The organism is Enterococcus gallinarum, from assembly GCF_021496385.1.
Lineage (GTDB): Bacteria > Bacillota > Bacilli > Lactobacillales > Enterococcaceae > Enterococcus_D > Enterococcus_D gallinarum.
Genome location: NZ_CP050816.1, coordinates 1,305,827 through 1,330,296, shown reverse-complemented (window position 1 = coordinate 1,330,296; position 24,470 = coordinate 1,305,827). Strand labels below are relative to the sequence as shown.

Annotated in this window: 21 protein-coding genes; 8 read left to right on the top strand and 13 right to left on the bottom strand. The window is 42.4% G+C overall.

What is annotated here, in order from left to right; genetic code table 11:
- Positions 1-112 precede the first annotated feature (112 nt).
- Positions 113-1,099, bottom strand: coding sequence for an aldose epimerase family protein (locus HED61_RS06370; protein ID WP_005471910.1), 987 nt, complete (start codon positions 1,097-1,099; stop codon positions 113-115).
- 148 nt (positions 1,100-1,247) lie between these two features.
- On the opposite strand from HED61_RS06370, the gene HED61_RS06365 reads away from it, so the two are divergent.
- Positions 1,248-1,607 carry an iron-sulfur cluster biosynthesis family protein gene (locus HED61_RS06365; protein ID WP_021149466.1) on the top strand — a complete coding sequence of 120 codons (360 nt, stop codon included), beginning with the start codon at positions 1,248-1,250 and terminating at the stop codon, positions 1,605-1,607.
- A 90-nt stretch (positions 1,608-1,697) separates the two neighbouring features.
- Here HED61_RS06365 and HED61_RS06360 read toward each other — a convergent pair whose 3' ends face one another.
- Genes HED61_RS06360 through map form a run of 3 tightly spaced genes read right to left on the bottom strand, consistent with a single transcriptional unit; the run spans position 1,698 to position 4,649 of the window.
- A complete protein-coding gene (locus HED61_RS06360; protein WP_003127662.1) occupies positions 1,698-2,909 on the bottom strand; it encodes a glycosyltransferase family 4 protein in 1,212 nt (403 codons plus the stop codon).
- A gap of 19 nt (positions 2,910-2,928) precedes the next feature.
- On the bottom strand, positions 2,929-3,852 hold the full coding sequence (locus HED61_RS06355; protein ID WP_003127661.1) for a YihY/virulence factor BrkB family protein: 924 nt from the start codon (positions 3,850-3,852) through the stop codon (positions 2,929-2,931).
- A 32-nt stretch (positions 3,853-3,884) separates the two neighbouring features.
- The gene (map, locus tag HED61_RS06350; RefSeq protein ID WP_219645578.1) at positions 3,885-4,649 is read right to left on the bottom strand and encodes a type I methionyl aminopeptidase; all 765 of its coding nucleotides are present in this window, start codon (positions 4,647-4,649) and stop codon (positions 3,885-3,887) included.
- 171 nt (positions 4,650-4,820) lie between these two features.
- Here map and HED61_RS06345 point away from each other — a divergent pair, with 171 nt between their 5' ends.
- On the top strand, positions 4,821-5,261 hold the full coding sequence (locus HED61_RS06345) for a flavodoxin (RefSeq protein ID WP_003127659.1): 441 nt from the start codon (positions 4,821-4,823) through the stop codon (positions 5,259-5,261).
- Between the two features lie 68 nt (positions 5,262-5,329).
- Here HED61_RS06345 and HED61_RS06340 read toward each other — a convergent pair whose 3' ends face one another.
- On the bottom strand, positions 5,330-5,917 hold the full coding sequence (locus HED61_RS06340; RefSeq protein WP_003127658.1) for a TetR/AcrR family transcriptional regulator: 588 nt from the start codon (positions 5,915-5,917) through the stop codon (positions 5,330-5,332).
- A gap of 231 nt (positions 5,918-6,148) precedes the next feature.
- On the opposite strand from HED61_RS06340, the gene HED61_RS06335 reads away from it, so the two are divergent.
- From HED61_RS06335 to HED61_RS06310, 6 genes are all read left to right on the top strand, one after another.
- Complete coding sequence (locus HED61_RS06335) at positions 6,149-7,384, top strand: aminopeptidase (RefSeq protein WP_003127656.1); 1,236 nt, start codon at positions 6,149-6,151, stop codon at positions 7,382-7,384.
- Between the two features lie 196 nt (positions 7,385-7,580).
- Positions 7,581-8,228, top strand: coding sequence for a metal-dependent transcriptional regulator (locus tag HED61_RS06330; RefSeq protein ID WP_005471905.1), 648 nt, complete (start codon positions 7,581-7,583; stop codon positions 8,226-8,228).
- Between the two features lie 12 nt (positions 8,229-8,240).
- On the top strand, positions 8,241-9,764 hold the full coding sequence (gene zwf, locus HED61_RS06325) for a glucose-6-phosphate dehydrogenase (RefSeq protein WP_060815194.1): 1,524 nt from the start codon (positions 8,241-8,243) through the stop codon (positions 9,762-9,764).
- A gap of 98 nt (positions 9,765-9,862) precedes the next feature.
- Positions 9,863-10,669, top strand: a complete 807-nt coding sequence (locus tag HED61_RS06320) for a hydroxymethylpyrimidine/phosphomethylpyrimidine kinase (RefSeq protein ID WP_138371650.1) — start codon at positions 9,863-9,865, stop codon at positions 10,667-10,669.
- The gene (locus HED61_RS06315) at positions 10,651-11,130 is read left to right on the top strand and encodes an ECF transporter S component (RefSeq protein WP_029487174.1); all 480 of its coding nucleotides are present in this window, start codon (positions 10,651-10,653) and stop codon (positions 11,128-11,130) included. The genes HED61_RS06320 and HED61_RS06315 overlap by 19 nt, the downstream gene beginning before the upstream one ends.
- A 7-nt stretch (positions 11,131-11,137) precedes the next feature.
- Positions 11,138-11,695 (top strand): TIGR01440 family protein, encoded by a 558-nt coding sequence (locus HED61_RS06310; RefSeq protein ID WP_081131242.1) that lies wholly within the window; start codon positions 11,138-11,140, stop codon positions 11,693-11,695.
- Positions 11,696-11,832: 137 nt separating this feature from the next.
- Here the strand turns inward: HED61_RS06310 and HED61_RS06305 are convergent, their stop codons facing one another.
- The 8 genes from HED61_RS06305 to HED61_RS06270 form a co-directional block, all read right to left on the bottom strand.
- Positions 11,833-13,272, bottom strand: a complete 1,440-nt coding sequence (locus HED61_RS06305) for a glutamate synthase subunit beta (RefSeq protein ID WP_219645579.1) — start codon at positions 13,270-13,272, stop codon at positions 11,833-11,835.
- A 1-nt stretch (position 13,273) separates the two neighbouring features.
- A complete protein-coding gene (gltB, locus tag HED61_RS06300; RefSeq protein ID WP_219645580.1) occupies positions 13,274-17,761 on the bottom strand; it encodes a glutamate synthase large subunit in 4,488 nt (1,495 codons plus the stop codon).
- Positions 17,762-18,132: 371 nt separating this feature from the next.
- Positions 18,133-20,928 (bottom strand): isoleucine--tRNA ligase, encoded by a 2,796-nt coding sequence (gene ileS / locus HED61_RS06295; protein WP_156248151.1) that lies wholly within the window; start codon positions 20,926-20,928, stop codon positions 18,133-18,135.
- A gap of 376 nt (positions 20,929-21,304) precedes the next feature.
- Positions 21,305-22,054, bottom strand: a complete 750-nt coding sequence (locus HED61_RS06290) for a DivIVA domain-containing protein (RefSeq protein WP_003127647.1) — start codon at positions 22,052-22,054, stop codon at positions 21,305-21,307.
- A gap of 19 nt (positions 22,055-22,073) precedes the next feature.
- Positions 22,074-22,856 (bottom strand): YlmH family RNA-binding protein, encoded by a 783-nt coding sequence (locus HED61_RS06285; protein WP_003127645.1) that lies wholly within the window; start codon positions 22,854-22,856, stop codon positions 22,074-22,076.
- Between the two features lie 18 nt (positions 22,857-22,874).
- The gene (locus HED61_RS06280; RefSeq protein WP_029487179.1) at positions 22,875-23,147 is read right to left on the bottom strand and encodes a YggT family protein; all 273 of its coding nucleotides are present in this window, start codon (positions 23,145-23,147) and stop codon (positions 22,875-22,877) included.
- Positions 23,148-23,164: 17 nt separating this feature from the next.
- Positions 23,165-23,779, bottom strand: coding sequence for a cell division protein SepF (locus HED61_RS06275; RefSeq protein WP_219645581.1), 615 nt, complete (start codon positions 23,777-23,779; stop codon positions 23,165-23,167).
- Positions 23,780-23,792: 13 nt separating this feature from the next.
- Positions 23,793-24,467 carry a YggS family pyridoxal phosphate-dependent enzyme gene (locus HED61_RS06270; RefSeq protein ID WP_138371645.1) on the bottom strand — a complete coding sequence of 225 codons (675 nt, stop codon included), beginning with the start codon at positions 24,465-24,467 and terminating at the stop codon, positions 23,793-23,795.
- Positions 24,468-24,470 lie beyond the last annotated feature (3 nt).

Genomic DNA, 24,470 nt, shown 5'->3' with positions numbered 1-24,470 from the left:
TTTTCCTCCTTGCTTGTTTACGATTTAAGTTTACATCTGTAATCGAAAATTGTCAAAAAAAAACCTCTGCAGTGTTTGAGATCAACTGACAGAGGTCATATATTATCTAGGATTAATAAAAAACACGATAACGAGTCACAGAATGGAAAGGTTTTTCTGGACGTAAGAGGATCTCCCCAAACTGAGGATATTTTTCTGTTCCAGGAACGCCTTGGGTTTCAATAGCCATTCCGCCATGGTTTGCAAAAGGTCCGGTTTTCATTGGTGCTCCTTCTTCGCCATCTCGTGTGGTATAGATGACTACAGCCGGTCGATCCGTTGTAACTGTGATGGAAACTTTTTCATCAGGGCTCGTCACTTTCAAGTCCCAGTCCTGAGTATGATCCAATAAGAATGGATCATCAAGTAATGTTGTGCCCATTTTTCGTGCTACACGAAAGTCAAACTTCGTATCAGCAACAGGTTGTTTTTTTCCTGTTGTTGTGACATCAGGATTCGTTTCAGCCACATATTCTGCATTGATTTGAACCATGTGATCATCGATTGGATTTCTAGTGTCACCGGTCAAATTGAAATAGCCATGATTCGTGGGATTATATAGTGTAGGCTGATCGGTTGTGGCATCGTAAGTAATCGTAAATGAATCATCATTTTCCAATGTATAAGTCACTGTGTATGAAACATTGCCCGGAAATCCACTATCGCCGTCTTTGCGTTCTGTCCGATAAATTACGCCAGCTGCGGTTTCTGTTTCAAATGTTTCAGCTTTCCAAGTATCGGTATCCAATCCCTTAAATCCGCCATGCAATGTATTGCCATTATCATTATCTTCTGTTTGATACTCTTTCCCGTCGATAGTAAATCGGGTTCCTGCAATTCTGCCGGCAACTGGCCCAATCGTTGCGCCATAATAACGCGCTTTCTGGTGTCCTGCGATCGTATCATACCCAACAACTAAGTCTCGGCCGCCATCAATCGGCACGATCCAATCCAGTAAGCGTGCTCCTTCCGGGCTTGTTACAAGTTTGACACCGCTATCATTTTCAACTTCATAAACTGTTCCCATTTTTTCTGTTTCTCGTTGCTGTACACTTGGCATTGACCATCCTTCTTTCTTCACTGAAATAACTTCTCATTCAGTATAGACGTTTTAGCCTCAAGACGTCAATAAGCTGAAAGCAGATTACTTTTGTTCTGAGGGAAATGCTCTTAGAATGAAAATGAAGAGAAAGAAGGAGGAACACATGATGGAACTAAAAATGTCACAAGCAGTCATCAACAAACTAGAAGGATATCATAGCAATGAGGGTGCTTTACTGCTGGATCTGGATGACGGTGTCGGACCTTATTCGAAATTAGGAATCTGTTCTCTCGATACAAGTTTTCGTTTCTTGCTGGTCTCAGACAAAGAGGTTCCCGCACCTTACACCATTACTCTCTCATCTGCGGTTGGACCTATTTATATCAAAGACTATACAGCCAATTATTTTGACCAAGAACCAAAGCTTAATTTAAATGAGCGTTTCCAATCAATTATGTTAGAAACAGAATCTGGCGTTGTCGATCGTAACGTTGAAATAATCGATTTGCGCAAACAATCCTTTTAGGGATAGATACAAAAAAAACGACCCACACGTGACTTTCAGCTTCAACTGAACATGTCATGTGAGGATCGTTCTTTTACTGATGGACCGAGATTATTTTTTATGCCTAGCCCGTCGTTTTCTGCGCGAGGTCCGCTGAGGGGTTTTTGATTCTGTTGGTTCCTTTATTGGCTCCTCGGTTGTTTCTAGTGAGTCGCCTGTTCTCTTTGTCAAAACTTCCTGACGAAAGCGCCGATTACCTAGAAATTTCAAGGCGCACATCAATGGTTGGCGATTCTCTCCCACCAAACCAATCAATTCAATAAATAATTCAATCCCAAATGCGGTACTAATGATCAGTAGAATAATTGCCGTATTACTGGCATAGTTCATCAACAGTGCAATAAAAGAAAATACCATTGCTAACGCATAGATTGTCAATACTGCTCCCCGATGAGTGAATCCTAAAGAAAGCAAGCGATGATGAAGATGCATTTTATCAGCAGAAGAAATTTTTTGTTTGTTGAACTTCCGTCGAATCATCGCATAGACAGTATCGGTGATTGGTACGCCCAGAATCAGCATAGGCGTAATCACGGTTATAAACGTCGCATTCTTCAACCCTTGCAATGAGAGAACGGAAATCATAAACCCTAAGAATAAAGCACCCGTATCACCCAGAAAAATCGTTGCTGGATAAAAGTTATAGGGAAAGAATCCCACGATGGCAGCGACTAAAGTAAAGATCACCATTGAAACAGCTACTGAATCAGGTAAAAAGAAGTAACTGATAATCCCAATCGTTATCAAACTGATGATCGATACTCCACTAGCCAGTCCATCTAACCCATCAATCAAATTGACAGCATTTGTGATTGCCAATATCCATAAAATTGTCATTGGCAGGCCTAACCACCCTAAATCGAATACACCGATATAAGGAATCGACACAGTACTGATCTTGATCCCCGCCACAAAATAGATTTCCAAAGCCGCTAGCGTTAACCCACAGACCTTTTGTAATGGAGAGAGCTCAAAGATATCGTCAAGCAAACCAGTCACTACAACGATCGCGGCTCCTAAGAGCATTGGCCAGACATAGTTAAATGGGATCATCTCGCGAAACTCCCAAAGCAAGGCAAAAGAGAAGGACAGGAAAATACTAAGTCCTCCTGCTGTAGGCATTGTTTTGGTGTTGATTCGTCGTTCTCCTGGGCGATCGACTGCACCAATTTTAAAGGATATCAATTTAATGATGGGCGTCAATATCAAAGATATGATCATCGTGATGAAAAGACGTACAATAAATTTAAATGCAAATTCCATCGCTCATTCTCACTTTCATTTATTTCTCCTTATTGGAAAATGTATCTTCAAGTTTTGATGAGATACGTTCCACGGGATCTTTTCGTTCTTTGATCTCTTGTCCCGATAAATATTCTTCCACAACTGCGTTGATGATGCCGCCTAAAATAATGATCGTTGCTGCCAGATTCAGCCAAATCATCAACACAATGAAACTCCCGATGATTTGATAGCCGCTGATCCTAGCAGCAAAAAAGCGGGCATATAAGCCGAACACTTGCGACAGCAACATCCAGCCCGCAGTAGCAAATACTGCGCCAGGAAGCGTTGACCGAAGTTTTACTTTGGCATTAGGCACCAACCAGTAGATTAGCATCAAGATAAACAGCAACGCAATGATCGTCAAAGGCCATTTGACAGTTTGGAAGGTAGCAATCAAATCATCTTGAATATGGAAGATTGGTTGTAGAAAGTCCAAAATGATCTTCCCTAAACCAATAACCATCGTCACACCTACGATTGCAATCATAAACAAGAGAATAATGACAAAAGAGACCGCACGAACAACAATAAAGTTCGAACGCTGATCGACACCAAACGCTTTGTTCATGGCAATTTGTAATGCATTGATGCTTTGGCTGGCTGACCAAAGAGCTGCAAGTGCCGAAATAGACAACAAGCCGCCGGAACCAGAAGTCAGCAGATTCTCAATGGCCGGTCCGATAAATTCATACACTTGACCAGGAATCAATTCTTGGACATAGGGCAGCACGTTACTAGGAGCGATTGAAAGAAAAGGCAGCAAGTTTCCGATCGCGATCAGCAATGGAAACAAGGATAGTAATAAATAATAGGCTACGACAACTGAGGTCGTTCCCATTTCAGATTCCGTGATCCGCGTTTGTGTCGTTTCTATAAATCGCATAAGCTTTTGATTGCTTTTCGCCTTATCGATCCATTTCATTTGGGGTTCCTCCGACATCCGTCCATTCTTTTCTAGTAGGTTCCTTCTTCTCCTTGAGAAGTCAAGATCCGTGGACCATCTTTTGTGATAGCTAAGCTATGCTCATATTGACAACTCAATCCACCATCAAGTGTGTACACTGTCCAACCATTTGGATCCATCTTCATTTTCCAAGTTCCTGTGTTGATCATCGGCTCGATCGTGATGACCATCCCTTCTTTCAAGCGCAGGCCTTTCCCTGCTTCGCCATAATGAGGAATCATTGGTGCTTCGTGGATCGTTGGACCAATGCCATGACCGACAAAATCACGGACAACACCATAGCCTTCACCTTCCGCATACGTTTGGATCGCATGACCAATATCACCGATTCGATTCCCAACTTGTGCTTGTTCGATTCCCAAATACATCGCTTTTTTCGTTACTTCCATTAAACGATCGATTTCTGGGGTCGATTCACCTACGACATAACTCCAGCAAGAATCGGAGATTCCGCCTTTTAGATCAATACACATATCTACTTTGATCAGATCACCATTTTTTAATACTTTTTTTCGGGGAAACCCATGACAAATCTCATTGTTGATGCTGCAGCAAGTCGCATATTTATAATCTTCAAAGCCGATCTGTGCAGCGATTCCGCCATGGCTTTCAATATAATTTCTCACAAATACTTCGATATCCCAGCTAGTGATCCCTGGTTTAATAAACGTACGAAGTTGTTTATGAACGTCCGCAAGTAATGCGCCGGACTCAGCCATTTGATCAATCTCTCTGGCAGATTTTAATGTTATCATTTTCTCGTCTCCCTTATTTAAATTCCTCTTATTTTACCATAGAAAGCAAGAATTTTACAAAGTCTGCTGATTCACCTAAGACTTTTTTCAAGAATTGTTATTCTTGACTGGGTTTGCTATAATCAGAGAGGGTTTTTACTGTTGACCGTTAAAGGATCGGAGGACTTATTTATGACTTTAGCTAAAATCGTTTACGCAAGCATGACAGGCAACACCGAAGAAATAGCTGATATCGTTGCAGAAGCACTTGAAAATCTGGCTATTGAGGTAGATATCAATGAATGTACGCAAGTAGATGCCGATGAATTCGAAGAGGCAGATATTTGCATTGTAGCCACTTATACCTATGGTGATGGTGAACTGCCAGACGAGATCGTTGATTTCTATGAAGACTTGCAAGAATTAGACCTGAGTGGAAAAACATTTGGTGTTTGCGGTTCAGGTGACACGTTCTACGATGATTTTTGCAAATCTGTCGATGATTTTGAAGCAGCTTTTGCCAAGACCGGTGCTATCAAAGGAGCAGAAAGCGTCAAAGTTGATTTGGCTGCCGAAGAAGAAGACATTCAAAACTTAGAAGACTTTGCGAAAAAAATCGTTGCATCTCTTTGATGCGCATACATAAAAAAGCATGTATCCCACGCTGGGTACATGCTTTTTTCTCTTTACGTATGATTTAATTATTGATCGAATGACTTGTATGAAATATCAATCGGTGTTTCTCGATGAATGATATTTTCTGCGGTCTCGGTCATCAATTTTGCAATTTGGTCTTCCGTCGGATGAAGAATTCCCGAAGACATCAATGCGGCTAATCCAGTGGCAACGATCCATACACCCGTATGCAATGATTTCAGTTCGACTTCTGTTAAATCCTGATATTTCGGATCTTTTTTCACAGATTTGACGAATAAATCAAAAGAAAATTTTTGCATGGAATCGCCACCGCCATACTCTTCCAGGTAAAGCGCGCGATACAAGCGTTTTTCTTTATTCGCAAAACCAATGTAATTCAAAGTCAGATCGACGATCACGTCCCCACGTCTCTCAATGGGAAATACTTCTGTTGCTAGATAATCATAAATTTGATTGATCAAGGCACTTTTAAGGTCATCCATGTTTTTGAATTCTAAGTAAATCGGTTGGGTTGAACACTTCATTTTCGCTGCAATATTACGTGCGGTAAAACGTGTGAATCCTTCGGTTGCGACAACTTCATAGGCAGCTTTTAAAATCTGGTCTCTAGTAATTGTTTTCTTTCTTGCCATAATTTTTTAATCTCCTTAATTCTGCTATACATCGCTTTCAGAAAAACCTTTTATTCATTGTATCATGTTTTTTTAAGATTGCAAAACAACTTTTAAGATTGTCCTAGTCCCTATTTGCTTCCAATTCAGCATGAAAAAATCTGTTTTTTTGACTTCGATTTCATTTGTTTTCAAAAAAAGATAGTGCTATCATAGAGAAAGTTATAGTTAGAAAAATTAGGAGGAATTTTAATGGTTTTACCAAATTTTAATCAAAATCTTGAGAAATATGCCCAACTAATCACAGAAGTTGGCGTCAATGTTCAAAAAGGCCATACGATCGTCATCCAAATCGCTGTTGATCAAGCACCTTTGGCTCGCCTTTTGACAAAAAAAGCCTATGCATTAGGGGCAGCAGAAGTCATCGTTCAATGGACAGATGATGTCGTTCAAAAAGAATTTCTTGCCCACGCCGACAGCGATCGCTTGGAAACGATTCCTCAATACAAAATCGATCAAACAGACGATTGGGTAGCAAAAGGTGCGAGCCGTATCAGTGTGGTTTCAGCCAATCCCGATGCATTAGCAGGTGTAGATTCAGACCGCGTAGCGACTTATCAAGCCGCCTCGGGGAAAGCCATGATTAACTTGCGAAAAGCAACCCAAGCCAACAAAGTGAGCTGGACGGTTGTGGCAGCCGCTGGTCAAGATTGGGCACAAAAAGTCTTCCCTGATGCAACACCAGAAGAAGCGCAAGACTTGCTTTGGGATCAAATTTTCAAAACAACGCGCATCTATGAAGAAGACCCTGTGGCAGCTTGGAAGAATCATGATAAAACGTTGCAAGAAAAAGCCAATGAACTCAACGAAGAACAATTCACAGCGTTGCATTATACTGCCCCAGGCACAGACATTATTATCGGCTTGCCAAAGAACCATTTATGGGAAGGTGCCGGCAGCTTCAATGCCCGTGGCGAAAAGTTTATGGCAAACATGCCAACAGAAGAGGTCTTTACCGCTCCTGATAGCCGCCGCATCGATGGCTATATCTCAAGTACGAAACCATTAAGCTATGCGGGAACAATCATCTCTGGGATGAAGTTCACCTTTAAAGATGGGAAAGTGGTTGATTTCTCTGCAGAACAAGGAGAAGAAGTTTTAGCAAAATTATTAGCCATTGATGAAGGCGCAAAACATTTAGGCGAAGTGGCCCTTGTTCCTGATCCTTCACCAATCTCACAATCCGGAATCATTTTCTTCAACACCCTTTTTGATGAAAATGCTTCAAACCACTTAGCTCTTGGTTCGGCTTATGCATTCAGCTTACAAGGCGGAACAGAAATGAGCGAAGAAGAATTGGCCGCTGCTGGTCTCAACCGCAGCCAAACACACGTTGACTTTATGGTAGGATCTGCCCAAATGTCCATCGATGGAATCAAAGAAGATGGCACAACAGTCCCAGTATTCAGAAATGGCGATTGGGCTTAATACACACTAAAAAGGCTGAGAGGATGAATCATTCTCTCAGTTTTCTTCTTCTTAAAAAACTGACTGTCAGAATAAGCGAATAAAGTAAAGCGGTTTATAAAAAACCTTCTTCTTCCCACGGTTTTTTCCGTAGTAATCTGTGGCTTTTTTTGATAGAATTTAGTTTGATAGTCTTTGATAAGAGAGGATGAATACCATGACACCAAACCGCGAAGATTATTTGAAGCTCATCTTGGAATTGGGCGGTGATCAGAAGAAAATCAACAACAAACAAATCGTTTCTGGTCTGGATGTGTCTGCTGCTTCAGTAAGCGAGATGATTTCTAAGCTTTTAAAAGAAGGCTTAGTAGAACACTCTCCTTATCAAGGCGTCCAATTGACCGAAAGCGGACTAGCTTCGGCAAGTGCTCTCATTCGTAAACATCGTTTATGGGAAGTATTTTTAGTGGAGCATTTGAATTATTCTTGGAATGAAGTCCACGATGATGCGGAGGTACTTGAACATGTCACATCAGGGACATTGGCTGATCATTTAGAAGCCTATCTAGGACATCCTAAGTTTTGTCCTCACGGCGGAATGATCCCCGAACAGGGACAACCCGTCCACGAAGGAGAAAAAACGACGATGAGTGCTTACCCTGTCGGGACAAAGATCCGAATTGCTCGCGTGTTGGATGAACGGGAATTGTTGGACTATCTGGTAGCCATCGACCTGAACATTCATGAAGAGTTTGAGATCATTGATACGGCTGCCTACGAAGGACCGATCACCATTAAAAATGCGGATAAAGAAATTGCTGTCAGTTATAAAGCAGCTAGTACGATTTTTGTAGATAAATTGTAAGGAGTGAAAACGATGGAAAAAAAGGTGCTTTTTACTATTTTTGGCGGAACCGGTGACCTTGCACAACGCAAACTTTACCCTTCCCTCTTCCGTTTGTATAAAAAAGGCGATCTTAAAGAAGATTTTGCTGTAATCGGTACGGCTCGCCGTCCTTGGTCAGATGAACATTACCGTGAAGTTGTTATGGGAACGATCGAAGATTTGATCGAGTCAAAAGAACAAGCTGAGACTTTCGCTTCACATTTTTATTATCAGTCTCATGATGTGACAGATACCACTCACTATGACTCATTGAAAGAGCTGGCAGATTCTCTAGATCAGAAGTATCAGCTTGAAGGAAACCAACTGTTTTATCTGGCAATGTCTCCAAACTTCTTTGGTACCATCGTCTCACATTTAAAATCACAAGGCATGCTTGAAACCGAAGGCTACCATCGTGTGGTGATTGAAAAACCTTTCGGAAGTGACTATGCCTCTGCGAAACAATTGAACGAAGAAATCAATCAAGTTTTCAGTGAGCAAGAGATCTATCGAATCGATCACTATCTAGGAAAAGAAATGATCCAAAATATTTCTGCAATCCGTTTTGCCAATAATATTTTTGAATCGCAATGGAACAACCGCTATATCGACAATGTTCAAATCAATATCGCTGAAGATCTCGGCGTTGAAGAACGCGGCGGCTATTATGATAAGAGTGGTGCCTTAAAGGATATGGTCCAAAACCACATCTTGCAGATTCTCTCTTTGCTAGCTATGGAACCACCAGTCGCTTTCTCAGAAAAAGAACTCCGTACAGAAAAAATCAAAGCATTGAATGCGATTCGCATTTATTCAGAAGAAGAAGTCAAAACCAATTTTGTCCGCGGACAGTATGCTCACGGGCAATTAGAGGATCAGCAGTTTGCTGGGTATCGTGAAGAAATGAATGTTGCGGAAGATTCTGCCACCGAAACATTTGTCGCAGGCAAGTTTTTGATCGACAACTTCCGCTGGTCAGGAGTCCCTTTTTATGTACGCACAGGGAAACGTTTAACAGAGAAAGGCACCCGTATCAATATCGTTTTCAAGCAAGTCCCAGTGAATGTTTTCAAGAAAGATGTGACTGATTGCGAAAGCAAGAAGAAATTAGCACCTAATGTCTTGACGATTTATATTCAACCGACGGAAGGCTTTTCACTTTCTCTAAATGGCAAAGAAATCGGTCAAGGATTCGACACCCTTCCTGTTAAACTAGATTACCGCAATAGTACTGAAATCGTAGAAAATACGCCAGAAGCCTATGAAAAATTGCTCTTAGATGCTTTGAATGGGGACGGCACCAACTTTACTCATTGGGACGAAGTTGCTCAATCATGGCGCATCGTCGATGTCATCCGACATGCTTGGGATAAAGAAACACCTGATTTTCCGAACTATTCAGCAGGGACCATGGGACCAAAAGCCGCCTATGATCTATTAGCAGCTGATGGCTTTGAATGGATTTGGAAACCAGATGAATGGTATCGTGAACGGAACTTACTAAATAATCAATAAGCAGCAGCCAATTGGATGGGTAAAAAAACAGCCAATTGGCTGTTTTTATTTTTGCTCCATTCGCTATAATAAAACGAAAGACTAAAGGATGTGAATCAATGAAACAAGTATTGACCATTGCTGGCTTAGACAGCTTAGCAGGTGGTGGTGCCACTGCAGATATCAAGACCTTTGAAGAATTCAATACCTTTGGTCACATGGTGCTCACTTGTGTCGCAGCCATCAATGAGGAAATCACCATTTATGATATCCCTCCTGCAACGCTGAAGGACCAATTAGCTTCAGTTAAAGCTTTCACCCGTTTAGCAGCCATCAAAATCGGCCTATTACATACACTGGAAACGATCGAATTAGTGAAAAATTTCCTAGTGACCCAAGACTGCCCGATCATCTTAGATCCAGTCTTAGCTTTTAAAGAAGGACAGACAAAAGCCAATCAAGAGTATCAACACGCCCTGCAATCCTTATTTTCCTTAGCCACTATCGTTACTCCCAATTTGGTTGAAGCAGAATATTTCGCAAATCAAGCCATTACTACTCGGGAAGAAATGAAGATAGCTGCCAAAAAAATCAAAGCACTTGGGCCTGCTTTTGTGTTGATCAAAGGTGGCGCTCGTCTGAACGGGCTGCAAGCCTGCGACCTGCTCTATGATGGGGATGACTTTTTCTTTTTTGAGACACCAAAATCACCCAAACAGACAACGAACGGCGCCGGTTGTACGTTATCCGCTGCCATCGCTGCGCTCTTGGCTACTGACCGCTCAATGACAGATGCTGTACAGCAAGCCAAAGACTTTGTTTTTGCCGGCATTGAAAATGGGCTACAGCTGACAGAATCTTTAGGAAATGTCGATCAACTTGCTTATTTTAGGAAAGGAGTTACCTCATGTCTACCAAGAAACTAACAACGTTAGCTATGCTGACAGCACTGACTACCGCTCTTTCTTTATTATTTGTCCTGCCAGTTCCTCAGACAAAAGGTGTCGTGACCCTTTGCGAAGCCGGCATCTATACCACGGCTCTTCTATTAGGCGGTCCTTCAGGTGCGATCGTCGGCAGCTTGAGCGGCGGAATGATCGACTTTTTGTCCGGTTATCCAGAATGGGCATTGTTTTCTATTTTGATCCATGGCTGCCAAGGCTACCTTACTGGTCGTTTTCGTCACTATCCCCTGCTGGCACTTTGTTTGGGAAGCGTGACGATGATTTTAGGCTATGCCGCAGCAACGACCATCATGTTTGGCTTTGGAGCAGGCATTGCTTCGATTCTCAGCAATAGCCTTCAAAATGTTTTTGGTATATTGGTAGCATTTCCGCTTGTCAATTATTTAAAACGAACGCAAAAATTTTCTTTGAATGAGAGGTAAGATTCCAATGAATGATTTTCATCAACTTAAAAATGACTTAGTAACCATCACAACTGAAGTAATTGACGCAGCACACTTAACGCAAAATGATTTATTTGTTTTAGGCTGTTCTACTAGCGAAGTCGTTGGCGGGATGATCGGCAAAAACTCCAGCGAAGAAGTAGGATACATCATTATTAAGACCATTAAAGAGGTGTTGGATCCGCTTGGCATTCGCTTAGCGGTTCAAGGATGCGAACACTTGAACCGTGCATTAGCTGTAGAGCGTAGCACTGCTCAGTATTATCAATTAGAAGAAGTGGCAGTTGTCCCTGCACTTCATGCGGGAGGTGCTTGTTCTGTAGCGGCATTTCGCTTGTTTGATGATCCCGTTGAAGTGGAGCATATCGTTGCGAAAGCTGGCATCGATATTGGTGATACTGCCATCGGCATGCATGTCAAACACGTACAGATCCCTATTCGGCCAAGTATCAAAACGTTAGGTGCAGCTCATGTGACTGCATTAGGCTCACGCCCCAAATATATCGGCGGACCGCGGGCACAGTACAAAGTATCTGCTAGGTGACGAAAGATTCAACAAAACCGAAGGATACCTGCTAAGCTTCTTGGACGATTCGTCCTTCGCGCAAGATTGCGCATCGCTTTTCAGAGATAGCCTTCGGTTTATTTGTCGTATCTGTCGCATTTTTCCCGTTGTTTTTGCTAAATTTGTTGATAAATCAAGGCCCTCAGCGATTGATCGACTTTCTCCGCAGCGAGCCGCCCCTCTCGAATTGCCCAAATCACTAAGCTAGGACCTCTTTTTGCATCACCAGCTACCAAAACTCGTTCATTATTGGTTGTATAATCATCATAGATTTCACGGACATTGAAGGTGTCTAACAAGTGTGTTTCTGGACCTAAGAAACCCATTGCCAACAAAACTAAATCGGCTTTCATCACTTGCTCTGTACCAGAGATTGGCTGAAAATTCTCATCTACTTTGACTGTTTCGATCCCAATCACCTGTCCCCGTTCCGCTCCTACAAAAGCAGTCGTCGAAATGCTGTGATACGTATGTTCCTGTAGAACCGCAGCAACTTCTTCCTGACCATACCCGATTTTAGCTGTCATTGGGTATTCAGGCCATGGATTTTCAGCTAAACGCTGTGGTGGAAGCTGTGGCGTGATTTCCAACTGACGAACAGAAGCAGCCCCTTGGCGCATCGCAGTCCCTAAGCAATCATTTCCGGTATCTCCACCGCCGATCACGACCACGTGTTTGCCTGCCAAGGATTCATTCGCAGCTTTTCCATGGTTCAATACCTCTTTGGTTGCTGCTGTCAAATAATCAACAGCAAACTGAATACCTGTCAAAGACCTTCCTGGAATCTTTAAATCCCGCGGAACACTGGCGCCAGTAGAAATAATAACACGATCATAAGCAGCTTCTAATTCTTCAGCAGAAATATCGCGGCCGACTTCGACATTCGTTAGGAACGTCACGCCTAGTTCTGCCATCAAATCGATTCTGCGCTGAACCACTGTTTTATCTAGTTTCATATTAGGGATACCATACATCAGCAACCCCCCGCAACGATCACTGCGTTCATAAACCGTCACTTGATGACCTAACTGATGCAAGCGCCAAGCAGCGGATAGACCAGCTGGTCCACTGCCAATGATGGCGATTTTGAAACCAGTTGCTGCTTGCGGTTCTCCCGATGCTCGGACCCAATCATTATCAAATGCAGTGTCGATAATGAAACGCTCATTGTCATGAATCGTGACCCCGCTCCCATTTAGTGCCTCCGTGCAGCCTTTCTCACAAGGAGCTGGACAAACCCGTCCGGTCATTTCAGGTAATGGATTCGTTTTCGCTAACCGTTCAAAAGCCGCTTGAAACCTGCCTTGATAAACAAGATCATTCCATTCAGGAATCAAATTATCGTTGGGGCATCCAGATACTGTCCGTTGCCCACCATAGAAAGAACCGGTATGACAAAAAGGAATGCCACAATTCATACATCTTGCTGCTTGTTCTTGTCGCTCACTTGCTGGCAATGGTTCTTGCAGTTCTTGCCAATCAGTGATCCGCTCTGCTACCGGACGATACGGATTTTCTTTTCGAGGGTATTTTAAGAAACCAAAAGGATCTGCCATACTAGTCATGCTCCTTTCCTGGGATCGTCATCTGAGGACCGACAACTGACTCAAAAGCTTTAGCGATCAGTTCATCTCCTGAGAGACCTTGTTGCGCCAATTGATGAGTCGCTTCCACCATTTGATGATATTCCTTAGGATAAACTTTGATGAACAACTGCTTATGATAGAGCCAATCGCTTAGAATCTCGGCTGCTTTTAAGGAATCTGTATAGGCAAAATGGTTCTCGATCAATTCTTTCAATACCGCATCATCCCCGCTCTCATCTACCTTAAACAATTCCACCATTTCTAAATTGCATTGAGCAGCAAACGCTTGCTCCGGATCGTACACATAGGCGACACCTCCAGACATGCCAGCAGCAAAATTGCGGCCCGTCTTGCCTAGAATAACAGCGACACCTCCAGTCATATACTCGCAGCCATGATCGCCGATTCCTTCTACAACCACTTTGGCTCCGCTATTTCGAACACAGAAACGTTCTCCTGCCAGACCTCTGAAATATCCTTCTCCTCGATTTGCCCCAAAGCAAGCCACATTACCTACAATGGGCGACTGTTCAATATCATAACTAGCATCTGCTGGCGGTACAATGATCAAACGGCCACCACTCAATCCTTTGGCTACGTAATCATTGGCTTCTCCAACCAATCTCAGCTCAAGTCCTTGCGTTGCAAAGGCACCAAAACTTTGACCCGCAATTCCTTGATAATTGAATTGCAGCAATCCTGGAGGAAGTTCATAGTTCCCAAAGCGTTCTGCAATCCATCCCCCTATGCGGGCACCAACAGAACGTTGAATATTGTTGATCGGTTGACTGATAGCAACAGGATGTTGTTTTTCAATTGCTGCTTTGGCAAAACTATCCAATTCTGGCCATTGTCGTTTCTCCAAAAAAGGATCCGTCACTTTACGTGCAATCGGAAGTGTCGTACCCAAGATGCGAGCGAAATCCAATGATTTTGCTTTCCCTTTGGCAATGAAACGAGGTACCAAGACTTCTGTGTGCCCCACCATCTCATCAATGGTACGAAAACCCAGTTCTGCCATGATTTCTCTGAGGTCTTCTGCTAAGAAAAACATAGTATGAATAATATGTTCCGGTTTACCAGCAAAAAACTTTCGTAAAGCTGGATTTTGGGTGGCAATACCCACGGGACAAGTATTCAGACTGCAGACTCTCATCATCACACAGCCGATCGCAACAAGGGCCAATGAAGCAAAACTGTACTCTTCAGCACCTAAAAGGGCCGCAATCGCAATATCCCTTCCCGTCATCAATTTACCATCCGTTTCTAAGGTCATCCGCTGACGAAGATGATTGAGTGCCAATGTTTGATGAGCTTCTGCTAACCCCATTTCCCAAGGCAAGCCCGCATCTCTGATGGAATTGCGGGGAGAAGCACCGGTACCGCCATCATAGCCTGATATTACAACAACATCAGCACCTGCCTTGACAACACCGGTTGCAATCGTTCCAACACCCGTACTGGCAACCAGCTTCACATTGATTCGCGCATAAGGGTTGATGGTCTTTAAATCATGGATCAATTGTGCCAAATCTTCAATCGAATAAATATCGTGATGAGGAGGTGGTGAAATCAAGCGAACCCCAGGGGTTGATCCGCGAATCTCAGCGACCCAAGGGAAAACTTTATTTCCAGGCAGTTGACCGCCTTCACCTGGCTTCGCTCCTTGAGCCATCTTGATCTGCAACTCATCGGCACTCATTAAATACTCCGCATTAACTCCAAAACGTCCAGAAGCAACTTGCTTGATCCGACTATTGTAATTTTTGCCGTTGACCGCTTTGAAACGCTCGCGATGTTCCCCGCCTTCTCCACTATTTGATTTAGCTCCGATGGCATTCATTGCCTCAGCAATACATTTATGAGCTTCCTCACTTAGCGATCCATAAGACATTGCTCCTACTTTGAATCGTTTGACGATTTGGACAGCAGGCTCTACTTCCTCCAATGGAATTGGCTGACGCGAAGGTGTGAACTCCCATAGTGAACGAAGTGTCGTGGGTGTGCTTAAAGCCTCTTGATTCATGACAGCTGCATACTCCTTGTACAACTGATAATCTCCTGTGCGCACCGCTTTTTGAAAGTGATAGATGGTTTTGGGATTAAAAAGGTGATGCTCACCTTCTGCTTTAAACTGAAAGCTGCCTCCCGAATCTAGATAATCCTGTTGTTTTTCACCATAGGCAGCTTCGTATCGCTCAAAATACTCTTGTTCGATTTGTTTCAACGACAGGCCGCCAATCCGAGAAACAGTTCCCGTAAAATAAAACTCAGTGACTTGTGGTGAGATACCGACAGCTTCAAAGAGCTGAGCACCATGATAACCGGCAATAGTTGAAATTCCCATACGAGACATAATCTTTATGAGTCCCTTCTCACAGGCCTGTCGATAATTTTCGACATGATCACTCATGTCATAATAATGCAGCGTTTCGTAAGCCCCGTAAGGATGAATCCCACTGGCACCGTAGCCAACTAACATAGCATAGTGATGAACTTCGCAGACTTCAGCCGTGTCAACAATGAGTGAGGCAAGCGCTCGCTTTCCTTTTCGCACCAAGTAATTATGCAAACCCGAAACAGCCAACAAGACAGGAATTGCCATCTTACCTAGTTGTGGTGCAATGGGTTCGCGATCACTTAACACGAGAATCGTAGCCCCTTGATCAATTTTGGCTTCACTTTCTTTAAAAAGAGTATCCAATGCTTGGTGCAGTGTTTGCTGCTCATTGCCAGTCACAGAATAAAGAGTAGAGAGGACTGCCGCCGATTGTTGTTTCTGATTTAGATGTTTGATCTTCAGATACTCGCTTGTGGCTAAAATCGGACTAGCGATTTTTAATTTATGGCAATTTTGGCTAAGATCTTTTGTAACATCGCCATCTCGTCCCAGAAATAATTCTGTACCGATCACTAGCTTTTCGCGAATCGCGTCAATTGGTGGATTCGTTACCTGTGCAAATTGTTGCTTAAAGTACGTAAAAAGCGACTGGGGACGTTCACTTAAGATTGCTAATGGTGAATCAAATCCCATGGAGATAACCGGTTCCTCTCCTGTTTGAGCCATAGGGATCAGCAGTGTCCGGATGACTTCGTCGGTGTACCCGTGAAGTTTCCATAACCGCTGTAGTGTCTCTGTCGATAATCCATCAGAAAAAGGAGGTTCTGGTAAGTCATCCATCGTTAACAAATTTTCTGTCAACCATTCGCGATAAGGATGAGCATGCGCATATTTTTCTTTGATCTCTTTATTTCTCAAAATCAAGCCATTTTTGGTATCGACCAAAAACATATTGGCTGGACCTAAAACCCCTTTTTCAATTACCTCTGCTGCGGGTAGATCAACCACCCCTGATTCGGATGCTACGACAACTAAGCCATCCCTCGTAATTGAATAGCGGGAAGGCCGCAACCCATTGCGATCCAAAGCAGCACCCACCAGCTCACCATCCGTAAAACAAAGCGCTGCCGGTCCATCCCATGGTGCCATAAAACTAGCATTGTACTCATGAAAAGCAACTAGTTCTTCTGGCAAACCGGCTTCTTTCGACCAGGCTTCAGGTACCATCATCAAAAGCGCCTGAGGTAAATCTCTCCCTTGGCGATACAAGAATTCCATGCAATTCTCAAGTTTTGCGGAGTCCGAATTTTCCTCATCATAGACTTCGATTTGATGACTATGCATCCAATTTTCGGCTCCTCTTAACGTATTGATTTCCCCATTATGGGCTAAAAAACGAAAAGGCTGCGCGCGATTCCAGCTAGGAAAAGTATTGGTTGAAAAACGAGAATGAGTCAATGCGATACTGGAAGTCATACGCGGATCTTGTAAGTCCGTATAAAACAGTCCGACCTGATAAGCATGTAACATGCCTTTATAGACGATTGTTTGGCTAGAAAGACTGCAGATGGCTAGTTCCTTGGCTGCATAGTTTTTTTCTAATTGTCGCCGCAAATGATACAAACGGTCCTCAAAATCTCTGCCGACTGTCACATCGAGAGGTTTTTCAATAAAGAATTGACAAAAACTAGGCATCACTTTTTGTGCTCCTGGACCACATTGCGAATAGTCATAGGGAACTTCCCGCTGCCACAACACCCGAAATCCCATTTGCTGAATATCCTGAGCAACGGCCTTTCTTAATTTGACTGCGGATTCTCGTTCTTGCGGCAAAAAAAACATGCCTACTGCATAGTGACCTTTCGGCGGTAAAACAATCTCTGCCGCTAAAGCAATTGCTTGAAAAAAAGGATCAGGTAATGCCATCAACACACCAGCACCATCCCCTGTATCTGGTTCGGCTCCTGTTCCGCCACGATGATTCATTCGTTCTAACATCGTCAACGCATTTTCAATCAGTTTTCTCGAGTATAATCCATCTTTTTGTACGATAAAGCCCATGCCACAAGCATCACTTTCAAAACGAGGATCATACATTAATGTCTCTTTTTCCCTCATCCCCTCATCCTTTCTTTAAATATTCTGAATATTCCAATTTTTAACAGTTTACCTTTTCTATGTAAATCTTGCAATCTTTTTCTGCAAGTTGGTCTAGCTTCCTCTCAAAAACGCTGAACGGGTAAAACCGATTGGGACAAAGCAAGCACGATTGCCTAGCGCTGCATTTTTGTCACTTCTATGCTTCTTATCATCAGTTGCTGTCGTCTAGTTGCTATTGCTAGGAGAAAACAATGAAAAAGACACAAAAGCTGATAACTAAGTCAGCACAATGAAATGATCACAAAAAACGTGTGCCATCGGACGATCTAAGTAGATCGTCCAACGGCACACTGATAATTTTTAGCTTACCTTTATTTCTCAGCTAATTTTTATTTCTCAAAGCCTTCAGCAACGGCTTCTGGATAATATTCTTCCACCAAATGAGCACAACGCCCGCAAAGTGTTGGCAGTTTCTCATCCACTCCGACATCTGTCCGCACTTGCCGACAACGGTCGCAAACTTCACCATCGGCTTTTTCGATCAAGATTGCACCATCTTCAAATTGTAGCGCTGCTTCTGGAGCGGCACTTCCTGCCTCTTTGATTTCGAAGAAGTCTGGTGAAATGATCAATAATTGGGCCAAATCAGCATCAACAGCCGTTAATAGGTCTGCCAGCGGTTGTGATGGATAGATGGTCACTTTTGCTTCCAATGACTTACCAATCAGTTTTTCATTCCGTGCTTCTTCTAGTGCTTTCAGGACATTGTCACGGAATGAAAGAAATGCTGTCCACATATCAAGCAACTCAGCTTGATTCGCAAATGATTCATAACTTGGCAATTCAGCTAGTTGAACATAGGCTTCCTCTTCTTTTAAGTGAGACCAGATTTCTTCGGCTGTGTGAGGAATGATTGGCGTCAACAATTTTGTCAAAGCCACTGCCGTTTGGTAGAAGACAGTTTGCATTGCTCGCCGTTGTGGATCATTTTCCGCTTCGATATAAACAACATCTTTCGCAAAGTCTAAATAGAAAGCAGAAAGATCGCCAGTCAAGAAATTGATGATCGTCTTATAGATATGCAAGAAATTGTATTTCTCATACCCATCTTCACGAATGGTTTTGATCGTTTCGTTTAATCGAACCAGCATGTATTTGTCTACAGAGCGTAAGTTTTCATAAGAAACCATATCCGTTTTTGGATCGAAATCAGCCGTATTGGCTAATAAGAAACGCATTGTATTACGGATCTTACGGTAAACCTCGGAGACTTGATTCAAAATATCCATTGAAACTCGGACATCTGCTTCATAATCCACACTGCTAACCCATAGGCGAAGGATATCGGCACCCATTTGTTTAATTACTTTCTCTGGAGCAATGGTATTTCCAAGAGATTTACTCATCTTCCGGCCTTCACCATCCAAGGTAAACCCTTGAGACAAGACTGATTTGTAAGGTGCTTCCCCATTGATCGCCACACTTGTGGTGATACTTGAGTTAAACCATCCACGGTATTGATCTGAACCTTCCAAATACATGTCAGCTGGGAAAGTCAACTCTGGACGTTGACGCAAGACTGCTTCATGAGAAGAACCAGAATCAAACCAAACATCCATGATATCTGTTTCTTTAGAGAATTTGCCATTTGGTGAACCCGGATGCGTAAAGCCTGCAGGCAATAATTCTTCGGCTTCTTTTTCAAACCAGATATTTGATCCGTGTTGTTCAAATAGCGTTGCAACATGTTCGATCGTTTCTGGCGTAATGATTGCTTCGCCGTTTTCGGCGTAGAAAATTGGCAGTGGTACCCCCCAGGCACGTTGACGTGAGATGACCCAATCGCCTCGATCACGAATCATGTTGTACAAGCGTGTTTTGCCCCAAGGAATGATCCAGTCCACTTTCTCGATCTCATCAAGAATGTTTTGACGGAATTGATCGATTGAAGCAAACCATTGTGGTGTTGCCCGATAGATAACAGGTTTTTTGGTCCGCCAATCATGAGGATAACTATGGACAAAGAAATCAAGTTTCAATAATGCACCTTTTTCTGCTAACAAATCGGTGATCATTGGGTTCGCTTTATCATAGAAGATTCCTTCAAATCCTGGTGCTTCTTCCGTAAACATCCCACGACTATCGACAGGAGATAGGACATCTAATTTGTATTTTTTGCTTACGATGTAGTCGTCTTCCCCGTGCCCAGGAGCAGTATGAACCAATCCAGTACCTGCTTCCAGCGTGACATGGTCACCTAGCATCACCAATGAAGTCCGATCATAGAAAGGATGCTGGCCAGTCATGTATTCTAGTTTTTCTCCAGCAATTTCTTGCAAGATTTCAACACTTTCCCATCCAATAGCTGCTTGAACAGTCTCCAACAAATCTTTGGCGATCACAAATTTACGGCCATCTGCCATGATTTGAACATAAGTAAACGTTGGGTTTACTGAAATTCCTAAGTTTGCTGGTAATGTCCAAGGTGTCGTCGTCCAAATAACGAAAGATGTATCTTCATCAAGGATTCCTTTTCCATCTGCTACAGGAAAAGCGACATAGATCGAAGGTGATTTGACATCTTTGTATTCGATCTCTGCTTCTGCCAATGAAGACTCGCTGGATGGTGACCAGTAGATTGGCTTTAATCCTTTATAGATGTAGCCTTTTTCTGCCATCTTTCCGAATACGCGGATTTCAGCAGCTTCGTAATCAGGTGTCAAAGTGATGTAAGGATGATCCCAATCACCTGAGATTCCTAAACGTTTAAAGTCCTCACGTTGGGTATCTACTTGTGTCAAAGCATACTCTTCGCATTTTTTGCGATATTCCGCAAGTGTCATTTCTTTGCGTTTGATGCCCTTGTTTGTCAGCACTTGTTCGATCGGCAATCCATGCGTATCCCAACCTGGTACATAAGGTGAGCGGAATCCTGACATTGATTTAGAACGTACAATAATGTCTTTACTGATTTTGTTTAATGCATGACCAATGTGGATATTGCCATTCGCATAGGGAGGGCCATCATGTAAGACAAATGTTGGTTTCCCTTCGTTCAGTGCTTGTCTTTGTTGATAGATATTTTGTTCTTCCCAATCTTTTTGCCATTCGATTTCGCGATTAGGCAAATTTCCCCGCATCGGAAAAGCCGTTTTTCCCAGATGCAATGTTTCTTTCATCTTCATTGTATTCGCTCCTTTTACTGATTACTCATGATTATGGCATGTGCAAGCACATGTCGATCAAACAATTTTGTCTATCCTGCCTCAATTTCAGTGAATTCACTCATTGAATCGACCAAATCCTTCTAATAAGCCCATAGGCTATGAAGCTATAAAAAAAAACACATCCATCCCGGAAAGGGACGAACGTGTTCGTGGTACCACCCAAATTTTATTGTCAGTGACAATTCTTTGTTGATCGGTAACGAGATCAAACGTTGGACTCTACCACTGTTCAAGACCAAGACTAACAGATGATCTAATTTCTTACAGGGTTTTATCCGGCTTCCACTCTCCCAGACTCGCTTTAAAAGTATAAGAAATTTTTCTGTTCTGTATATTAGTCATTTGTTTTATTTAATTCATCTAGTAATTGACGTGCATCATCCAATGTTTTCACTTCTGGATTTTCTTCTACATCAATTTCTTTCTCACTGGATTCCACGATTTCTACTGGACTCTCCACTGCTTCTGAGTTTACTTCAGAATCATTTTCGCTGTCAAGTTCTTTTGATAAAACTTCTTTGATTACTTGATGAGAATCTTTTACATAGCTAGAAAACGGCGCCAAAATTTCTTCCCATTCTGGACTTTTTACTTGCTCTAATTGTGTTTGCAGCATAACCAAAAGATTGTTGTGGAAAACGCGCGTTTTCTTCTTCAAATCATTGGTTTCAGTTGCCAATTGACGCGCATTATTGGTTGCATCCGTCAGAATTTCTTTGGCTTTTTCTTCTGCAGCTGTTGTCAATGCATGAGCACGTTTTTCGGCATTCGTTACTAATTCATCTGCACGGTTTTGAGCAGAAGTAACGATCACTTCAGATTCTTTGCTTGCGCTCGTTTTTACTTTGTCTGCGGTATCTTGAGCCACGATAATCGATTGGTTCAATGCATCTTTCAATTCATTGAAATACTCAAGTTTTTCTTCTGCATGCTTCAATGATTTTTCTAGTTCACGGTTCTTTTGAACAGCTTCTTCATAATCACGAACGATCATATCTAAGAAGTCATCGACTTCATCCTGATTGTAACCGCGCATTTTTACTGAAAAGCTTTTGTTTTGAATATCTAATGGAGTTAATGCCATAAGTTTACACCTCTTTGTTTTATTTACGTAATACACCTAATAACAATCTAACTTTTTCTTTTTTTGTCGTGCCTTCTAACCCTTGAATCTGGATACGCCCAAATCCTCTGATTGATACGATATCCAGTAGATCCAACATAAAATCCGGACGTAATGTTTCTGTCCAATTGACTTTCACTTTGCCAGACTCGATGAGTTGTTTGGAACGCTGGCGCGAAATATTATAGACAGCAGAAATGACAGTATCCAAACGGAGAGAGCTGACCGTTTCTCGTTCTTCGCTCCAGCCGTCTTTTGGTACGATCAATTCCGTGTACTTCGTTTCTTCGAGGCGAACTGAGACATTCCCGATTTTATCGACCTGTGTTTGGACAAAATGACTGATTTCGCTTGCCACAAATACTTGCCAATTTTCCCCATCAGAAATGATGTCACCAAAGTATTCCCTTTTGACCCCTGTGCCCATTAACGTTCCTAAAACCTTCCCATGACTTAAAACCGTGAATTTTTTTGGATAGATAATGGTGAATAATACCAAATCAAATTCTTCACTTGCTGGTTGGTAATAGTCTGGGTAGATTAGGCACCGTCTTCTTTCAGCAGCTTCATATCCGCCAAAAAATTGAAAACTCAAATCGGTTGATTGCCGAATCAGACTTTCTAAAATATAGGCTTGCCGCGGATCAAGAAAATCTGTTAAATAGGGTGCGTATTGCATCTGCACTTGTTCGATCCAGCCTTGCGCAGAATCAATAAAAGGGTGCTCATCGCTTCGAAAATGCTGATAGACATTTGCGTTCACCGATATTCACCCCTTACGTTAGAATAAGATTGCTTGTAGAAGAACGAACAGACCTTGCGTTGCTAGCTGCAGAACGATAATGGCAAATGCAATCGTAAAGTCGATGCCAGCGAAACTCAGATTTAGACGATCAAACAAACCTAAATATGGTTCACAGATTTTTGCTAAGAAACGTCCAAATGCTGATTGGTATCCTCCCGGAAACCAAGAAAGCAAGGCATAGATCACTAATAATACTGTATAGAGATATACTGCATCACTGAATAGATTTAATAACCTAAAGACTAAAATATGCTTTCCTCCTTGACTCAGATATCGAAGAAATTACTATCTGCTAATGTTTGAGCAGTTCCCTCGATCTTCATTCCTTTTGGCGTACATAAGAAGATTTCATCTCCAACACGCTTGATATCGCCATCTTCAGCGTACACTGTTCCCGTCAAAAAATCAACTATTCGCCGTGCTTGGTACTCCTCAATTAAATGAAAATTAACAAGTACTGCATCGCCATTGATCACTTGTTTCGCGATTCCCATCGCTTCTGAATAAACTCTTGGTTCTACGATAGTAATCTTGCCTGCAGCCTTGGACTTTATTTCTTTTGTTTTGGGATTACTGCGTTGTTGGGCCATAGAAACGACCTTTTCCTCTGTCTTTTGGACAGGGCGTTGTTGTCTTTCAAAGGACGCACTTGATGCTGTTGAACGCTGCGCTTGCGCTTGCTGTGATGGCATATGGCTTCGTGAAAATGTATTCGTTGGATTTTCAGCACGAGTCGTGCGTGGTGCAACATAAGAACTACCTTGATTGACGGCGATATTTTGCGGGGATCGCACAGATTCTTGAGCTACCACGCTTTCTTCGTAATAATCTTCTTCATCTGTCAATCCAAAAAAATTGGTCAATTTCTCTTTTAAAGACATATGTCAACCTCCTTTACTCCTGAAATAATGCGGTGCCGATGCGAACAACTGTCGCACCCGCTTGGATCGCAACGGCAAAATCATTACTCATTCCCATACTTGTTTCTGTACATGGAGCATGTGCCAAGTGCAGCGCTGCGATTTTTTCTTGTAATTCTTTCAACTGATGAAAATAATGGAGCTGCTCTGCTTCTGAAGAAGCAAGTGGTGCCATGGTCATCAAGCCGATGACATTGATTTTATCAAAGGGCTGCAACTCTTCAATAAATGAAACAACGTCGTCTGGTGCAATTCCTTGTTTACTTGCTTCACCTGAAATATTGACTTCTACAAAACAAGCAATCGTTTTTGCTGCTCGTTTTTGAATTTCTTGCGCCAATTTCAGCGAATCTAACGCATGGAAATAATCAACTTCATTTATAATTGATTTTACCTTTCTGCGTTGCAAATTACCAATAAAATGCCAGTTTACTTCTGGAAAATCTGCTAGTTGCTGCTTTTTTTCCAGGAGTTTTTCTACTCGGTTTTCCGCACAGTCAGTGACACCGGCTTCGATGATCTTCCGTGTTTTTTCACTATCGACAGATTTTGTCACAGCAACCAGACGAACCTCACTTGCTTTTCTAGAAACAAGAGCACAAGAATCCTGGATCTCTTGCTGGATCTTGTGCAAGTTCTCAGAAATCATGTG

Coding starts and splice junctions, on each gene's coding strand:
- gltB (WP_219645580.1), bottom strand. CDS start 17,761: ATGAGGGAAAAAGAGACATTAATGTATGATCCTCGTTTTGAAAGTGAT.
- map (WP_219645578.1), bottom strand. CDS start 4,649: ATGATAACATTAAAATCTGCCAGAGAGATTGATCAAATGGCTGAGTCC.
- HED61_RS06275 (WP_219645581.1), bottom strand. CDS start 23,779: ATGTCTTTAAAAGAGAAATTGACCAATTTTTTTGGATTGACAGATGAA.
- HED61_RS06345 (WP_003127659.1), top strand. CDS start 4,821: ATGACTTTAGCTAAAATCGTTTACGCAAGCATGACAGGCAACACCGAA.
- HED61_RS06355 (WP_003127661.1), bottom strand. CDS start 3,852: ATGAAATGGATCGATAAGGCGAAAAGCAATCAAAAGCTTATGCGATTT.
- HED61_RS06330 (WP_005471905.1), top strand. CDS start 7,581: ATGACACCAAACCGCGAAGATTATTTGAAGCTCATCTTGGAATTGGGC.
- HED61_RS06335 (WP_003127656.1), top strand. CDS start 6,149: ATGGTTTTACCAAATTTTAATCAAAATCTTGAGAAATATGCCCAACTA.
- HED61_RS06315 (WP_029487174.1), top strand. CDS start 10,651: ATGTCTACCAAGAAACTAACAACGTTAGCTATGCTGACAGCACTGACT.
- HED61_RS06290 (WP_003127647.1), bottom strand. CDS start 22,054: ATGGCATTAACTCCATTAGATATTCAAAACAAAAGCTTTTCAGTAAAA.
- HED61_RS06270 (WP_138371645.1), bottom strand. CDS start 24,467: ATGATTTCTGAGAACTTGCACAAGATCCAGCAAGAGATCCAGGATTCT.
- HED61_RS06365 (WP_021149466.1), top strand. CDS start 1,248: ATGGAACTAAAAATGTCACAAGCAGTCATCAACAAACTAGAAGGATAT.
- zwf (WP_060815194.1), top strand. CDS start 8,241: ATGGAAAAAAAGGTGCTTTTTACTATTTTTGGCGGAACCGGTGACCTT.
- HED61_RS06360 (WP_003127662.1), bottom strand. CDS start 2,909: ATGGAATTTGCATTTAAATTTATTGTACGTCTTTTCATCACGATGATC.
- HED61_RS06370 (WP_005471910.1), bottom strand. CDS start 1,099: ATGCCAAGTGTACAGCAACGAGAAACAGAAAAAATGGGAACAGTTTAT.
- HED61_RS06310 (WP_081131242.1), top strand. CDS start 11,138: ATGAATGATTTTCATCAACTTAAAAATGACTTAGTAACCATCACAACT.
- HED61_RS06340 (WP_003127658.1), bottom strand. CDS start 5,917: ATGGCAAGAAAGAAAACAATTACTAGAGACCAGATTTTAAAAGCTGCC.
- HED61_RS06320 (WP_138371650.1), top strand. CDS start 9,863: ATGAAACAAGTATTGACCATTGCTGGCTTAGACAGCTTAGCAGGTGGT.
- ileS (WP_156248151.1), bottom strand. CDS start 20,928: ATGAAGATGAAAGAAACATTGCATCTGGGAAAAACGGCTTTTCCGATG.
- HED61_RS06305 (WP_219645579.1), bottom strand. CDS start 13,272: ATGGCAGATCCTTTTGGTTTCTTAAAATACCCTCGAAAAGAAAATCCG.